General features: G+C 20.8%; 16 protein-coding genes. 1 reads left to right on the top strand and 15 read right to left on the bottom strand.

Translation table 25 applies throughout. From position 1 onward, the window contains the following. Positions 1-473 (top strand): hypothetical protein (locus VAMP_RS01455; RefSeq protein ID WP_213348466.1); only part of this gene is annotated, 473 nt, incomplete at its 5' end. Between the two features lie 375 nt (positions 474-848). Here the strand turns inward: VAMP_RS01455 and VAMP_RS01450 are convergent. From VAMP_RS01450 to VAMP_RS01380, 15 genes are all read right to left on the bottom strand, one after another. Next, positions 849-1457: a superoxide dismutase gene (locus VAMP_RS01450; protein WP_213348464.1), complete on the bottom strand. Its 609-nt coding sequence runs from the start codon at positions 1455-1457 to the stop codon at positions 849-851. 99 nt (positions 1458-1556) lie between these two features. Further along, positions 1557-1838: a hypothetical protein gene (locus tag VAMP_RS01445; RefSeq protein WP_213348462.1), complete on the bottom strand. Its 282-nt coding sequence runs from the start codon at positions 1836-1838 to the stop codon at positions 1557-1559. 19 nt (positions 1839-1857) lie between these two features. Then, on the bottom strand, positions 1858-2313 hold the full coding sequence (locus tag VAMP_RS01440) for a hypothetical protein (RefSeq protein ID WP_213348460.1): 456 nt from the start codon (positions 2311-2313) through the stop codon (positions 1858-1860). 21 nt (positions 2314-2334) lie between these two features. Beyond that, complete coding sequence (gene gatA / locus VAMP_RS01435; RefSeq protein WP_213348458.1) at positions 2335-3750, bottom strand: Asp-tRNA(Asn)/Glu-tRNA(Gln) amidotransferase subunit GatA; 1416 nt, start codon at positions 3748-3750, stop codon at positions 2335-2337. A 72-nt stretch (positions 3751-3822) separates the two neighbouring features. Next, positions 3823-5064: a hypothetical protein gene (locus VAMP_RS01430; RefSeq protein WP_213348456.1), complete on the bottom strand. Its 1242-nt coding sequence runs from the start codon at positions 5062-5064 to the stop codon at positions 3823-3825. A 3-nt stretch (positions 5065-5067) separates the two neighbouring features. Continuing rightward, positions 5068-5763 (bottom strand): ATP-binding cassette domain-containing protein, encoded by a 696-nt coding sequence (locus VAMP_RS01425; protein ID WP_213348454.1) that lies wholly within the window; start codon positions 5761-5763, stop codon positions 5068-5070. Then, positions 5735-6307: a hypothetical protein gene (locus VAMP_RS01420; RefSeq protein ID WP_213348452.1), complete on the bottom strand. Its 573-nt coding sequence runs from the start codon at positions 6305-6307 to the stop codon at positions 5735-5737. The genes VAMP_RS01425 and VAMP_RS01420 overlap by 29 nt, the downstream gene beginning before the upstream one ends. Before the next feature lie 165 nt (positions 6308-6472). Next, positions 6473-8605: a BspA family leucine-rich repeat surface protein gene (locus VAMP_RS06935; protein ID WP_213348450.1), complete on the bottom strand. Its 2133-nt coding sequence runs from the start codon at positions 8603-8605 to the stop codon at positions 6473-6475. A 125-nt stretch (positions 8606-8730) separates the two neighbouring features. After that, on the bottom strand, positions 8731-10410 hold the full coding sequence (gene alaS, locus VAMP_RS06930) for an alanine--tRNA ligase (protein ID WP_213348448.1): 1680 nt from the start codon (positions 10408-10410) through the stop codon (positions 8731-8733). A gap of 117 nt (positions 10411-10527) precedes the next feature. After that, the gene (locus VAMP_RS01405; protein WP_213348446.1) at positions 10528-11292 is read right to left on the bottom strand and encodes a class I SAM-dependent methyltransferase; all 765 of its coding nucleotides are present in this window, start codon (positions 11290-11292) and stop codon (positions 10528-10530) included. A gap of 476 nt (positions 11293-11768) precedes the next feature. Then, on the bottom strand, positions 11769-13520 hold the full coding sequence (locus tag VAMP_RS06925) for a bifunctional alpha/beta hydrolase/class I SAM-dependent methyltransferase (protein WP_213348444.1): 1752 nt from the start codon (positions 13518-13520) through the stop codon (positions 11769-11771). Positions 13521-14070: 550 nt separating this feature from the next. Further along, positions 14071-14814: a hypothetical protein gene (locus VAMP_RS01395; RefSeq protein WP_213348442.1), complete on the bottom strand. Its 744-nt coding sequence runs from the start codon at positions 14812-14814 to the stop codon at positions 14071-14073. An 11-nt stretch (positions 14815-14825) separates the two neighbouring features. Then, on the bottom strand, positions 14826-15392 hold the full coding sequence (locus VAMP_RS01390) for a 3'-5' exonuclease (RefSeq protein WP_213348440.1): 567 nt from the start codon (positions 15390-15392) through the stop codon (positions 14826-14828). A 32-nt stretch (positions 15393-15424) separates the two neighbouring features. Further along, complete coding sequence (gene dnaB / locus VAMP_RS01385) at positions 15425-16780, bottom strand: replicative DNA helicase (protein WP_213348438.1); 1356 nt, start codon at positions 16778-16780, stop codon at positions 15425-15427. A gap of 151 nt (positions 16781-16931) precedes the next feature. After that, on the bottom strand, positions 16932-18296 hold the full coding sequence (locus VAMP_RS01380; RefSeq protein ID WP_213348436.1) for a sugar transferase: 1365 nt from the start codon (positions 18294-18296) through the stop codon (positions 16932-16934). Between the last annotated feature and the right edge of the window lie 19 nt (positions 18297-18315).

Here is an 18315-nt window from a genome sequence, read left to right as displayed (position 1 = left end):
AAAAAAAGAATAATATAAAAAATCAAGATAAAAAAACTATAGATAAAAAAAATAATAAAGATGAAAATAATACTGAAAATATTATAAATTATTACATAAAAAATTGAGTAGTAAAAGAAAATATATTTAATAAATTAGATAATATTATTACAAAAAAAGAATTAGCAAAATTAATGAAATCTATAAATGATAATACTTCAATAATTAATTTAAATGCAAATAAATGATGTTATATTACAGATATTTGAAATTTGGATTGAGTTTATGATTCAAGTATTAGATGGGCATGTTGAGTTTGAATTTTATGAACAGAAAATAATAAATTTAATCCAGATTGAGAAGTAAATATATATGAATTTTATTCAAACTTATCAAATATATTTGATAATAAAATATTTAGATCAATTCAAAATAATGAATTATTACTTAATTATAAAAAAGTTTTGATTGATTTATATGAATATATGTTTTAAACTAATATTCTGTAATCAAAAATAATTTATACTGCAATAGAGAATATAATAATATTCGCTATTGAAATTATAATTTTTTTATTATAATGTATTATTTTTTGTGTTTTATTATTTTTAATAAAAATAATCATAATATGTTTATTAAAAAAGTACTCGCAAATATAATTAAAAAACTTATATCAATCATATATTAATGTCTATAAATAGAATATTTGCAAACTAAAAATTTGTGTAGTACATAAATCTATTTTTAATTTCTCGCAAATAGTTCTCTAAATTAAAGATTTAGAAAATTTGTTCTACAAAAATGAGTTTAATAAAAAATACACTAATTTTATTTTCAGTGTATTTTTTATTAAATTTAAAAAAGCTATATTAATTATTATAATCATCACTTATTTTATCCCAATTTATAATATTCCATATATTACTTAAATAATCATTTCTTCTATTGTTATATTTCAAATAATAAGCATGTTCCCGAACATCAATACAAAATAATGGTTTTCATCTATTATCCGAACTCAAAATATTCATAAGTGGATTATCTTGATTTTGTGTTTTAGTTATTTTAAGATTTCAGTCTTTATCAACTATCAACCAAGCCCAACCTGATCCAAATTGAGATAATCAAGCATTTTCCATTTCACTTTTAAATAAATCAAAACTTCCAAAAGTATTAACTATATCTTCAAAAAGTTTTCATTTAGGTTCTCATCATCAATTTGGAGAAATACTTGACCAATAAATATTATGATTATAAACTCAACCTCAATTATTTCTTATTGCATCAGAAAAATCTGACATATTTTCAAATATTTCTTCTAAACTTTTTCATTCTGCATCAGTTCATTTTATAGAATTATTTAATTTATCCACATATGTTTGATGATGTTTACTATGATGTATTTTCATAGTTTCTTTATCTATATACGGCTCAAATTCATCATATCAATATTCCAAATCAACAAGTTTAAATTCCATAATTTTTTATTTTAAAAAATAAATATACGATATATATACTTTAATTTACTTAATATTAAAATTAAAATATTAGATTAAAAATAAAAACACCACTCAATACTAATTCAAATTATTTATAATTTCTTTTTGTTTTGAGTTCAAAGAATTCATATTATTTTCAAAACAAGATTTAAATTTAGTTATTATTACTCATTTTTTAAATTTTTCAGCTTTCTTGATATTTTTTTGAAAAGAATCAAAATCTTTATTTTTAAACTTATAGACCAAATCTTCTACAATCTGATCAACTACTAATTCTTGCAAAGAATTTAAATCTTTTTTTAATACTTCAATTTCATTTATATCATTTTCTTTAGATTCAAATATATCATTGTATGACATTATTAATTTTGTTTAAAATTTAAATTTTTAATTTTCTTATAATTTTATCCACAAAAGTTTGATCATAATAAGATAACATTTCACATTTATCATTAAGATTTAAAATAAATTCTTTTATTTTTTCATTATCATCATTTAGAGTATGTACAAGTTTAGTATTATTTACCAAAAATACAATATTTTTAATAAGATTTGTATTGTCATCAAGTTCAAGTACAAATCAATGCACATTACTCCAAGCAATAAATTTATTTCAAATTTTTAATCATTCATCAAAAATTTTTGCTTTTATATTATTTTTTCAAAGTAAATTAAAGAACATATATCAACCAAGAAACAAAAAAAGTAGTATTACTCAAGTTATATTTCAAGATAATAACGAAATTAGTATAAAAAATACATATAATGTAACAAAACTAATATACCGAACTTTTGTTCTCTCAAATTTTTCTCAATCATAAAGATTAATTTCCATTATAATATTTTTATATTTAAATTATTTTTCCAATACAGAAGCTATAGAAAATATATTTTCTTCTTTTAATTGATTTGCTATTATATGTAATCATACAGGAAGAGATTCTCAATCTTTTTCAATATTTCATGCTGGTAAAGACATAGCTGGCAATCAAGCTAAATTAACTGGTATAGTATAAATATCTGATAAATACATTTTGATAGGATCATTTATTTTTTCTCAAATTTTCCAAGCAGGAGTCGGAGATACAGGTCAAACTATGGCATCATATTTAGAAAATATTTTATCATATTCTTCTTTTATTAATTTTCTTACTTTTTGAGCTCTCAAATAATATGCATCATAATAACCTGCACTTAATACATAAGTTCAAATCATAATTCTTCTTTTTGCTTCATCTTGAAATCATTCATTTCTTATTGAAGAATAATAAGAATAAATATCATCATATTTAAAAGTTTCATCTTGATGACCAAATCTAATTCAGTCAAATCTTGATAAATTAGTACTTAATTCAGCAGGCATTATAATATAATAAACACTCAAAGCATAATCCAATATAGAAAAATCAATATATTCTACTTCTGCTCATTTATCTTTTATCTCTTCTATTTTGTCAAGTATTATTTTTTTTACTCCTTGATCTAGACCTTCAGAAAAAAATTGATTAATTACTGCTATTTTATATCACTTCAAATTATCTTTTTGTAAAGCTAAATCTAGACTATCAGAAAAATCTAAATCTAAAGATGTTGCATCTTTTTTATCTTTTCATGACATATATTTAGTAAGTATAGCCGCATCTTTTACAGTTTTTGTAAAAACTCAAGCTTGATCCAACGATGAAGCCATAGCTTGTATTCCATATCTTGAAACTCTTCAATAAGTTGGTTTAAATCATACTACTCAACACATACTTGCAGGTTGTCTAATACTTCATCATGTATCAGTTCACAAAGAAGCAATACACATATCACTAGCAACAGCAGCAGCACTACCTCAAGAACTTCATCAAGGTATTCTATTTTTTCAATATGGATTAATTGTAGGACCAAAAAAAGAATTTTCTGTACTAGATCACATTGCAAATTCATCCATATTTGTTTTTCATATCATACATGCTCAAGCTTTTTCCAAATTTAAAAAACAAGTTGAACTATAAGGTGATATATAATTTTGTAACATTTTTGAACAACAACTAGTAACTAATCATTTAGTTAAAAATATATCTTTTACTCAAATAGGAGCTCATTTCAAAATTGTTGAATCTGAATTTTTTATAAATTCATTTGCATATTCTTCATGAAATCTAACAAATGCATTATTTTCTTTATTTAAATCTTTTGATTTATTTAAATAATTATTAAGAACATCAACAGCTTTTAATTCTCAAGAATTAATATGATTAATATAAGATTCTAATGTAAGATTCATTATTTTAGTTTAAATTCATAAAATTATTTACTAATAAAATATATATATTTATATTCTATTTTCAATATAAAATTAGTTTAATATTAAATATTTTTTTAAATATTTCATAAAAATAGATTTTCTTGATATTAAGAATACTAATATAGTAATAAAAATAGAAAAAGACAAAAATAATATTAAAATATTTAAATAAGATATTGGAACGAAATCAATAGTTAAAGAATAATTATTATATATATATTTACTAATATATATAAATACTAAATTATTCAAAATATAAACATATATTAATAATATAATAAATGCCACCAAAAAAGAAAAAAATATTTTAAAATAAATTATTCAAAATATAAATAAAGACGATGCACCATGACTTATCAATATTTTAAATATATTTTTATTATCAAAAACTATAGAATGAGTCAAGAAAAACATAAAACTAATTAAAACAAATACTACAACAGACAAAACAAAAAACATAAAAGCTTTTATTACAAATAATTTATTTGTTATATTTTCTTTTTCTGACTCCAAAGTTTTAATATTCAAATTAGGATAATCTTGAACAAAGGAATTAATCATATTTTTATCTTTCAAAAAAACCAAAGATTTATGAATATTTATTTTTTTTTCTCAAATATTTTCAAATATTTTTTTAGCTTTTGAATAAGGAATAGTCAATCATAATAAAGGAAAATTATTATCTACCGTATTTATTCTTCAAGCTCAAGAATAATCATTACCTTTAATATTAAAAATATTTGAATGATTAAATTTTAAATCAAATTTTAATAATGAAAGTTGTGATTCAGTAATTCTTGGAAATAAAGAATTATTTGATAATTCAAAATTATATAAATCCAAAAGTTTTTTTGATATTCATAATGGTATATCATCATTTTTAAAACTTGATTTAGTAAACAATTCATCAGATGCAATATACATCAAAAAATCAGTTTTTATTTCAGTTCAAAATAAATTAATTCATAAAGAATTTGGAAATCTAGTATTATAAAAATAATATATTTTATGTACTCTATCATCATTTTCCAAAGAAATTATTTCATCATTACTATCATCTTCACGATCTAATAAAATAGCTTCTAATGTTCAAGATTTTGGCATTACTTCTAGCATATTTGGATTTTTTAATCTTTCAGAAATTCATGTCTGATCAAATATAAATTGATTTAAATTTTTATCAAGTATGAAAATACTAATAGAAAAAAACATAACTATAAAAAATGTAAATATTACAAGAATATTTTTGAACTTATTTTGTACAAAATCATTATAAATAAATTTCCAAAACATAAATTATTTTTTATAAAATGTTAAATCTTTATTTTCAATAAACTTATTTAAAGAAAAATAATCAATTAAATAATTATCATGAGATACTATAACACAAATATTATTTTGAGAATATTCATATATAAAATCAAATATTTTATTTTTAAGATCTTGATTTAAATAAGATCAAGGTTCATCCAATAAAACTATTTGTGGCTTATGAGCAAATGATTTTAGTAAACTTACTCTTTCTTTTTCTCATCAAGAAATATATTTAATATTTTTATTTAATAAATGAGAAACTTCAAAATAATCTATCAAATAATTTATCCAGTCAATATCTTTTTTAAATTTTCATATATAAAATGGCAAAACAATATTTTCATAAACAGAAAAATCATCTAATATTCTAAAATCTTGAAAAGCAAATCATATTTTGGAATTTCTATAATTTTGCAAAAAAGATTTTTTTTGTTCAAAAATATTTAATCAATTATAAAAAATTTTACCACTAATTGGTTTATTTAAACTTCATAATATATTCAAAAAACTAGTTTTTCAAGAGCCTGATTTTCAAAAAATAACTAACAAATCACTTTTTGATAATTTAATATCCAAATTTTCAAAAAAACATTCTTGTCATTTATTATGAGAAAATGATAATTTTTCAATTTCTATTATAGGTTTTTTATTATTTTTTTGAGATACTGTATCTAACATAATCAACTATTAAATCATAAAAATTTTGATAAGAATCAATAGTAGATTTTTCTGTATTTACAAGATTATCCATTTGTTTATAAAGATTATTACTTATATTTATCCATTCTTGATTATTTGCCAATTTAGGAAATTTATTTCATAATTTATCTACCAAATCTTGCCACATAGAATATACTCAAATAAATTCTTGCCATTGTCTATACTTAAAATAAACAAAATTAGCTTTAGTATTCAATATTTTTCTTTGGTCTTGAAAATCTACATAATATCTAATATCGTTTATTCAAGTTCAATTATATTCAAAACTTCAATCACAAGCTCATAATTCTTTCAAAATTCAAGATGGAGTCAATATACTACATGATAACAAAAAAATATTATTTGAAGAATTATTATCAAAATTTTTATTTACTTTATAATTTCAATTTCAAGTATTTTCCAAATTTAAACATAATTTTCATTCATCAAAATCTATACAATCTGCATTTACAAAAGATAATAATCAAAAAAACAATATAAAACTAATAAAATATTTTATCATTTTCTAATAATATTTTTATATATTTAAAACTTCATAAAAAACATTTAATCAAATTATATATATTAAAAATTAATATATTTTCAAGATTAAAATCATTTTTTATTTGTTTTTATTAAAAAAACATTTCTTAATAGAAATGTTTTTTTATTTCAATTATGGACAAGCTTACCATTGTGGTTTTGGTTCTGTTCGTGCATTGGCTCAATCATCAAATGCCCGATTATCTGTTACACTACTAACAGACCATCATGATAGATCTTGATTAAAACTTTCTGCATCATTAAACATTTGAAACATACTAGTAACATTACTTGTATCCCAACCTAAAGGACAACCTGAAACTCATTTATCACATCAATTATTAAAATTTTCTGCTTTAAGCATATAACTCATATTAGTAACATTACTTGTATTCCAATCACCTATATCTTGATTAAAACTATCTGCTCAGTTAAACATATGTGTCATATCTTTAACATAACTTGTATTCCAATCACCTATATCTTGATTAAATGAACTTGCTCATCTAAACATTTCTCTCATAGTAGTAATATTACTTGTATCCCAATTATTTAAATCACAACCAAGATCTCATTCATCACATCCATTATTAAATGAACTTGCTCATCTAAACATTCAACCATCTCTATTTCTATTCATAGTAGCAACCTTACTTGTATCCCAATTTCATATATTTTGATTAAATGAACTTGCTCAATAAAACATATCTTCCATGTTAGTAACATTACTTGTATTCCAACTTCATATATCTTGATTAAATACACTTGCTCAATTAAACATCGATCTCATAGTAGTAACATTACTCGTATCCCAAGCTATATATTCATCATCACTTCATTCATTTACTTTTTTAGTTGATATATCTTGATTAAATAAACTTGCATCTTTAAACATATAACTCATAGTATCAACATTACTTGTATCCCAATTTCCTATATCTTGATTAAATAAACTTGCTCATCTAAACATTGATCTCATAGTGGTAACATTACTTGTATCCCAATCACCTATATCTTGATTAAATGAACTTGCATTCCAAAACATCGATCTCATAGTAGTAACATTACTCGTATCCCAATCACCTATATCTTGATTAAATGAACTTGCTCATCTAAACATTCATTCCATATTCATAGTATCAACCTGACTTATATCCCAATCTCATATATCTTTATTAAATAAACTTGCATTCCAAAACATTTCTTTCATAGTAGTAACATTACTTGTATCCCAAGTACTTATATCTTGATTAAATAAACTTGCATTAAAAAACATTTGTTTCATATTAGTAACATTACTTGTATCCCAATTTGCTATATCTTGATTAAATGAACTTGCATTCCAAAACATTTGTCTCATAGTAGTAACCTGACTTGTATCCCAATTTGATATATTTTGATTGAAATTTTCTTCTCAATTAAATAAACTACTCATATCAGTAACATTACTTGTACATATTCTATTAGCTGGATAATCTCATATAAAATTACTTCCATCTATTTCTCCATCAATATTATCTTGAATATCTTTTTTATCACTTGCTACATAATATGTATCTCAAAATATTTCAAATGTAGTTCAAACTGTTTTATCACTACATTCAATAGTTCATAACAAATCCGAATTTCATCAATCTCATCAAGATCATCAATTTTTAACAATAGTTTCTGAAATTTTTTTAACATCATCTAAATTATTTAAAACAATATCTTCATTTCAAATATTACTTATCAATTTATAACTTGATTTTAAATCATTTCATTCAAGCACCAAAGTATTATCTTGATTTGCTATTAAATGCATTCCAATAGTTCATTTTGAATAGTATCCTTTATTTCATAGTTTTATAGTTGCATCTGTATTTGCATATGCCTTATCTATCATATAATCATATGCCTGTATTTGAACATCATTTTCCAATAATCATACTACTTGATAATGATCATAAATTTGATAAGTACTATAAATATATTTATTAGAATTTGATAAATTTTTTACATTTACAAAACTTGATAATTCTTCAATAACTCAAGTTCACATTATTCACTGCTCCAAATTTCATGTTAAAATATTTCCATCTGGTTCTGGATACTCAAAATTTGTTACATGATAACTTTCAAGTCATCATGCTATAGTCGTTACATTATTTACCACTTCTGCATCTCTTGCTTTACTTACCCAAATAGTAATACTTAATCCTGCAATTATTGCCAATATAGCAATTACTCATATTGACACCACAGTTTCTATCATACTAAATCATTTATTATTTCTCATTTTTGTTATATTTAATATTTAATATTTAAAATATTAAATTAATTTTAATATTTTTTTTATTAATGTCAAGTCTTTTTAAATAAATAATTTTTTATTTTAAATAAATAATAAATTAAAATCTTTAATTATTTAATAAAATGTAAAAATACACCAGAATAATTTTGAACTTCATAAATATTTAATACATTATTATCATCAAATTCCAAAATTCCAATATCAGAAGTTTGACCTCCAGATTCTGCATAAAAAGGAGTTTTATCAAAAATAATAACTCTTTGTCAGTTTACTTCAAAATCTTTCAAAATTTTTATTCATTCCAATTCCAAATTTTCATATCAAACAAATTCTGTAGGACTAATTCAATCCAAATATTTTGCCCAATCAATTCATCTTTTGAACATATCTTTTGAAGATTTACGAGATTTTTCTCTTGCTTTTTCCATAGCTTTTTCAAATTCAATAAAAGAAACAGGATTTAATCACTTTTCTGAAAATCAAGTTTGGAAAGCAAGTTCTTCTATCATATCTACTGGTAATCAATAAGTATCATATAATTTGAATGCCTCTTCTCATGTCAAATAATTCCTATTTGGATTATCAGAATTTTTTATTTCTTTTACTATTTTTTCAAATTCTCTTATTCAATTATTAATTGTTTTTTGAAATTGATAAATTTCGTTTAATATAGATGAAATAATATTATTTACACCATTTGAAATTTCTATATAATAAGTTCAATATTTTTGGTTTACTTTATTTACCAAATCATTAATAAAATCATCTAATTTAATATTTTCATTGAGAGAAATAAGAGAATAATAAAATCTTCTGATAAGTCTTCTAAGTACATATCATCTACCATCATTACTAGCAATTACTCAATCTCAAATCATAAAAATAGCTGTTCTTATATGATCTGCTATTATTCTGAAATGCCTTGTATCATTTTTTTCTTGTTGATCAAACTCATTTTCATGTTTTTGGAACGGTGCATATTTTTTTCAAACAAAATTTTGTAAACTTATCATAATAAATTCAAATAAATCAGTTTCAAAAACTGTTTGTTTATTTTGTAAAATCATAGCAAGTCTTTCAAGTCACATACCTGTATCTACATTTTTTTGTTTTAATTTTGAAAAAGTTCAATCTTCATTTTTGTAAAACTCCATAAAAACATTATTCCAAACTTCTATAAATCTATCATTTTCTCACATATCCCAATTATTTTTTCACCATTCTTCACCTCTATCAACAAAAAATTCTGAACAAGGTCAACAAGGTCCCAACTCCCCTGCTGGTCCTCGGAAATTATCTTCCATTCATATTGCTTTAATTCTTGAATTAGGAATTCATATTTCATTAAGAATTTTTCTAGCTTCTATATCTTCTCATATTCATAAAGTTTCATCTCAAGCAAAAATTGTTGCTCAAATTTTTTCTATAGAAATTCAAATTTCTTTATTTAAAAATTCTACAGACCAAGTCAAAGATTCTTTTTTAAAAAAATCTCATAAAGACCAATTTCCAAACATTTCAAAAAATGTAAGATGTCTTTCGTCTCCTACTTCATCTATATCTCAAGTTCTCAAACTTTTTTGAATATTATAAAGCCTATTTCATAAAGGATGAGGTTTACCAAGCAAATATGATACAAGCTGTTGCATTCAAGCAGTATTGAAAAGAACTGTTTTATCTTTACTATCTGGTATTAATGATGAATATTTAAGATATTTATGATCTTTTTCTCAATTTTCCCAAAAATTTTTCCAAATATTTCTCAAATCTTCTGATGATAATTTTTTCATATAAAAATTAATTATTTAATAAAATATTATTAAATAATATAATCAATTTTTATCTAAAATCAAATGAATTTAATTATTTATATTAACATTTTATATCTTTAAATTTATAGTATCAAATTATACTTTTTTCATAATAGCAATTTTTCTTAAATAAGATTTTTTTTCATTAGTACTATTTATATTTATAATTTTGAAAAATTTTTGACAATTATTTAAATTATATTCAAAATCTGGATCTATATCCAAATTTTGACTTTCTATAAATAAAATTCATTCTTTATTTAATAAATTATAAATTTTCTCTATATAATCAAGGAAAGGCAATCATATCCATTTATGTACAGCAAAACTAAATATTACATCATATTTTTTATCTGTACAAAAATTTTTAAAATCTTTTTGCATAATAGATACATTTTTTATATTTTCATAATCTTTTAATATATTTCACATATCAACTAATACTTGACTATATTCAACAAGATCTATATGTTTTACATATTTTGATATGTATAAAGAAAAAAATCATATATTTCATCATATATCTAGTATATTAGTATTTTTGTTTATATATTTTTTAATATTATAATTTTGAAATCTTAATAATGTATCTCTTTCTCAATCAAATCATAAAGGAGGATATGATTGATAAAATTCATTATCTCAAAAAACTTCTTTACTATTTAGTAATTTTGATTTTAGATCATATTCAATTTTACTTCTTTTTCAAATTTTGAATAAAAAATAATTTGTAAATTTAAAAAATGGATTTTTTATTCTTTTTATTTTTCAGTAAATATTTATATAAAACTTTTCAATTTGTTCTTGAGAAAATCAACATTTCAAAAAAATTTTTCTCAAAAATTTTCTTAATTTATTCATATTAATTTAAACTTTATTTTATAAAAATATTAATTAAAAAACATTAATAATAAAAAATAGAGAATAATTATAATAAAAATAATTATATGAAATATAAAAATATAAATAAATTTTTTGGTTAATTTTATAGATCATTTTATTCTATCATCAATAGTTCTATTTTGTATTATTTTTTTAGCAAAAATAGATTCAATTAAATTATCTATATAATAAGTAGATTCTTGATTTTTTCAAAGATAAAAAAATAATTTTGAGTCAAAATACAAATGCCATCAAATAATTGTCAATATTAATCAAATTAAAAAATTTAATATAATAAAACTATGTAAAAAAAGATTTGATGACTTTAAATAAATCAAAAACATAACAAAAAATGTTAGAAATATTACAAATGACAACAAACTAATTGTTTTCATTATTATAGATATAATTTCTAATTTATATTTCATAATTTATTTAAATTATATAAATATATTTTATATTTTTTTTGCGATAGAAACTGTAAAAATTCACCATTTATCAATAAATTGATCAATTTTTTTGAATCATACATTTTCAACTAAACTATCCATTTCAGCTTGTGTTCTTCTTCTCATAACCCAATTTTGAGATTGTCTATGACTTGTTAAAACTCTAGCAATAAATTCAATTTGTGGATGCCAAGGTTGATTTGTATATATTAAATATCAATCTTTTTCTATTGCATTATACAATCATTCCAAAGATGAATTTATCATATTATTATCTGTAAATAATTCATATAATCAGGAAACAATTCATAGAGTTATATTTTTTTCATCAGATATACTTTTTTTATCAAATGCATCTGCTTTTTTGAAATTAACTATATTTTCTAAACTTTTCTCTTGTATTAATTTTTTTCATCATTCAACATTTATATCACTATAATCTCTAAGTATAACAGAATTTATTGTATCTTTATATGGCAAAATAGAATTTAATATATATCTTCAATGTCATGCTGCTATATCCATTATTTTAATAGATTTTTTATTTTCTTCTAATTTATTAATTACTATATTTATAGCTTTTTCCAAATTTTCCCTTCTTTTTCTAATTCATTTCCATCAAATACTATTTAAATATGATTTATCTAATATTTTTCATATAAAAAGTTTTCATTCTGCTTGATTTTTGTATACATAATCAAGTGTAGATCAGGAATCATATCATGTTTTTTCTGCTATGTTTATACCTTTTGATAAAGATTTTCATAATGTTCTCATAAAAAATTTTGTTGTAGCAAAATTAATATTTTTTAATGAAAATTTATTTAAAGGTTTTGATAATTTTATAAATTCATCATAAGTATATCATTTTTTGTATGAATCAAATAAATTTATATTATTATTTTCATTATCTCAAGATTCTAATTTTTCAATAAAATCTTCTATTAATTTCATAGCAATATGTCTATCTTTTTCTCATAATGTATCATGATAAAATCATTCTAATATATGATGTTCTTTATTTGAGGACGATAAATTATCAAAAAATATTTTTTGTTCTTTCTTAAAAACTACTTTATCATCTCATGAAGTTAATAAAAGTACTGGAATATTTATAGCCGATGCATCTTTTATTACCCTATCAGAATTTTCATATAATTCCAATAAAATATTTGATGAAATATCTAAAGATATTAAAGGATCAGTATCATAAGATTTACTTCTTTCTATATCATGAGTTAAATCTTTTCATTTTACATAAGATTTTACAGTATAATTTCATCTTATTTTTTGCCATAATTTAAGAATATGTTTAAGTCATGGAATTATTAGGTTTACATTGAAAGCAGGAGATGCCAATACTGCACATTTTATTTTGGGTGCATAATCATGCAACCAAGTAGAAGCTACTACAGCTCAAACACTTTGTGCTATCAATATTATATTCTTTTCTTCAATTCAATATTCTTTTGTAATATGTTTTACAAAATAATCTAAATCTTTTACTAAATAAGAAAAATCTGGACTGTATCATCTTTTTCATTCAGTTTTTCAGTTTCATCTAGCATCCCATGCAAAAAAATTTGTATCTTTTGTATTTAACTCATCTACCAAATGTGCTATTCTTCAAGAATGTTCATGTCCTCTATGTATCAATATTATAGCTTTTTTATTTTCATTATTTGTCCAAGATTTGTAATAGATATCTTTATTGTCATGACTTGTAAAATATTTTTCAGATAAATCTAATTTTAACATATTTTTTAATTTATTAAATAAAAATAATTAATTATATATTTGTATATAATAAATATTATTAATAATTCAATATATTATTTCAACAAGATATTGTTTTTTATTTCAAAATTTTTTAAAACAAAAAATTATACTAATTTAAACTAAAAAAATTATCTCAAAATTTTGCAATTATCAGTAAAATCTATAATTCTAGATTAAACAGATTTTTTGTAATTATGTATCAGAATATAATCAACATTTATTATTTTTAATAATCATAAATATTATATCCCAATTTTTTTATTTGTAAGATTATCTTTAAATAAAAGAGCTTTCTCTTAATTTAAAAGATCTAAATTATTTTTTGAATATAATATATAATATAAAAATTGGTAATGCTATGATTTTCCATAAAATTTTTGAAAAACTAATATTTTTCCATAAATATGCAGGATATTTTCTAAAAAGAAAAACAATAAGTTCATTGAATTTATTATTTTCTTTATTTTTTTTAAAAGGAAATATTAAAAAATCTAGTATAAATTTTATCATAATTTCAATAATTTTCAATTTAAAATAAACGAAGATCATTTATATATATTAAATCATTTTTATATAATTTTGACATATATTCAATAATATTACATATATTATATCTCGGTTCTTGTTGAGTTTTGTAATACCAAGTATGTGGATTAAATATATATATTTTTTTTAAATTTGACCAATTCTGAAATATTTGAGAATGAGTACATAATAAATCTAATTTTTTATTCATTGATATTTCCCAAAATAATTTTGATTTTGACAAAATACTAGTAGATCAATAATATATTCAATAATTTTCAATAATTTTATTATTATTTATAATATTGTATGCAGACCAAACATTTGGAAAAATAAAGATTTTTTTTTCTTTATTTATTTCTTTTGAAATAGATATTTTGTTGTCAATAATATCTAATGAATTTAGTTTAATTGATTTAATTTTTAATTTATTTTTTAATAATTTATCTATATTATTATCTGGAACAAACAATGGAATAACTTTTCTAAATGTAGAAAAATACTCCAATACTATATAATTTATTAATTTGATTGAATTTTTATTCAAAAAATTTTTATATATAATTTCTACAGTTTCATAAGATAAATTATATTTATAATATAATTCTTTAAAAGAAATATTATCTCATAAAACTATTGCATAAGATCATTTAATATATATTAAATCACCTATAGATAATTTTGTTGAAGTTTGTAAATAAACAATTTTATCAAAAGAAAAATACAAATTAAAAGTAAAAATATACATAATTTATTATTTTAAATTATTCAAAGTTTTTTATTATAAATAATTTGACCAAAACATTCTGCTTCATATTTGGCACCATTAAGTGCATTATGTGGTTTTGGTTCTTCTCATAAATCAAAATATTTTGCAATATAATCCAAACTAATATCACTAGTTCAATCTTCTTTCAATGGAATTTGTATTCATTTATTCAAAAAATATCAATATGCCAAAGAATGTAAATCTATAGTTTTATGAGAAAACTTATAATCAATATTTGCTCTTTTGCAAGCAGATTTCAATATAGGAATATCTAAAGCCATAGGATGTTGTCAAGCTATAATTTTATTATCAAATTGATCAAGCCATTTCAAAAATTTGAAAATTAATTCTCATTCATTTTGTTTTTTAGAATCTTTAATATTTTCTTTAGTAAATCAATTTATCGCAAGTCATTCTTCATATATATCAGCTCAATCCCAAATTTTACATTCTCAATAAAATGTATTATTTATTTGTTCAAGACATAAAGCTCATATACTAAGTATACTACATTTTTCTGTATCAAGTCAAGTTGTTTCAATATCTACTACTAACATAATTATTTAAATAATATAATAAATTAAATTTTTTAGTCTTCTTGTTCTGGAACTTTATCATAAAATTTCATTATTTCATTAACAAAACTTAATTCAACTTCTCATGTAGGTCAGTTTCTATTTTTTCTCAACAATACATCGGCAGTTCATGGTCTATCAGTATCAGGATCGTAGTATTCTTCTCTAAAAAGCATCATTACTGCATCTGCATCTTGTTCTATAGCTCAAGATTCTCTAAGATCAGATAATTGTGGTTTTTTATCAGGTCTTTGTTCTACAGCACGAGATAATTGAGATAATGCCATAATTGGTATTTCAAGTTCTCTTGCCATTTCTTTTAATCATCTTGATATTTCAGATATTTCTTGCACTCTATTTCATGCAAATTTAGATCAAGCACTACTCATAAGTTGCAAATAATCTATAATTACCATATCCAAAGCTCATTTTTCTATTTTTAATCTTCTAAGTTTTGATTTAATTTCTGGAATACTAGCTCATCATTTATCATCCAAAAAAATATTTACTTGTCAAATTTTTTCCATAGCTTCTCAAATATTTGCAAAATCTTCTTCATCAAGTTGTCATTTATGTATTTTATAAATCGGTATATCAGCAACTGCCGAAAGAATTCTATCAACAATTTGTTCATTTCACATTTCCAAAGAAAATAGTGCTACAGATTTATTTTGTTTAATAGCCGCATTTACTAACAAATTAATAGCAAAAGATGTTTTTCACATACTAGGTCTAGCAGCTAATATATGTAATTCTCAAGGTTTAAATCATCACAAAAGTTTATCCAAATAATTATACATAGACAAAACTTTATTTCTATTTATTTTATCAGGATCATCTACTATTTCCATATAATCTTCAATTCTTCTATTTAATATATCTTTAATATGTTGTAAACTATTGCTTGTTTTTATCTGTGTAAGATTAAAAATTTGTTTTTCTATATTATCAAGAATTTCAGATGTATCTTTTTCTTCATAAACTTCTCAAGAAATAATTTGAGTAGTTTTTAATATTCATCTCAAAATAGATTTATCTTTAACAATTTTTGCATAATCTCATGCTACGGTAGGACTAATAATACTACTAGATAATTCATATAAATAATCAATACCACCACAATCTTCCAATTTTTGATTTTTTGTAAGTTGATTTGAAATTGTAACTATATCAATAGTTTTATTTTCTCAATGTAGTTCTAATATACAAGAATATATATCTTTATGTTGTCTTTGATAAAAATCATTTTCAGTCATAACGAAACTATCAAGTATATACATAACATCATTGTCCAAAATGATTGATCATAATACTCATTTTTCAGCTTCTAAATTATTAGGAGGCAATTTTATATCTTCCAAATTTACCATAAAAAAATTATTAATAAATAACTAAAATTATAAATATGATTATAATAAAATTATACTTATATTCAAGTAATTTATTTTTTTTGTCAAAACTTATTTAAAATTTGATTTTTTATTTTATTTAATTATTTCAGTATAGATCAAATAATTTTTATTACCTACCAGAAAAAACAACTTTAATAGTGCTAATAATAACAAAAACATCCAAAAATAATGACCAATTTTGAATATAATAAAGATCTAATTTCGCTTCTTCGTCAAAATCTAAATTATCTCTTCCAAATATTTGAGCATATCAAGTAATTCAAGGTTTAACACTCAAAAGTCTTTTTTGCCATTTTTCATATTTTTCAACTTCAAAATCCAAATGAGGTCTAGGTCCTACTACTGACATATCTCATTTTATTACATTAAGAAATTGTGGTATTTCGTCTAAAGAAGTTTTTCTCAATATTTTTCACCATTTAGGAATTCTAGGATCATTACTTATTTTAAATAATGGTCATTTTCTTTCGTTTTGTTTTATTAATTTTTGTTTTTGTTTATCAGCATCTTTTATCATAGTTCTAAACTTATACATAAAAAATTTTCTTCATCATCTAGCTATTCTTTCGGATTTATAAAAAATAGGTCTTCAATCTTTAATAAAGATAAAAATTGATATTAATATATAAAGCCAAGAAAAAATTGTTATAAACAATATAGAAAATAATATATCTGTAATTCTTTTAGTTACTTTGAACCATCAATCCAATGGAGAAGGTTTTTGTTCATATGCCAAAACTGGACCAATTCTAGAAGATGAATATACTAAATCTTCCAAGAAAAAATTTTCTGATATATGATAAAATTGTTTATTATAAAGTCTTATTATATCCATTAAATTTTGTAAAAAATTTTTATCAAAATTACCTACAGTAACAAATATATCATATTTTTTAATTTCTTTATTTAAATCTAATAAATCATCTACATAAATTCAAGTAATATCATAAATTTTGTAATCACTAAAACTATTAAATATTTTTTTATAAAAACTTTCTGTAGAATATATAAATAAAAGTTTATAAGGATTTTTTCTTTCCAAATAAGAATTAATATTATTTAATAATATATCAAAAATAGTAATAAATAATAATGAAAAAAATCATCCAATTAAAAGTATAAATCTAGAAATACCGTTAGGAAAAATAAATCATTGTCACAAATAAGCTATAAAAGATATTATAATCATCCAAAAAAATCGAATTTTTAAAAATTCTTTATAATATCAATGTATAGGTTTAAATATTTCATAAATAGAAAATAAAAATCAAATTAAAATAAATAAAAAAGATGAAATTAATGTAAATATTAAAGTTTCATTAAATATAATATCTGGCAAATCAAGAAAAATATTTTCTACAAAATCATAAAATCTAATATTATAAACTATCCAAAACGATAAAAGTATCAAAAGTATATGAAAAATAGGTCTCAATAAACGAAGATATAAAATATATTTTTTACTAAAAAACATTTTTTAAATAAAAAAATAA

It is taken from the genome of Candidatus Vampirococcus lugosii (assembly GCF_018420025.1).
Classification (GTDB): Bacteria; Patescibacteriota; Gracilibacteria; order Absconditabacterales; family Absconditicoccaceae; genus Vampirococcus; species Vampirococcus lugosii.
The sequence above is the reverse complement of the archived record's forward strand: the minus strand, read 5'-3'. Positions and strand labels throughout refer to the sequence as shown.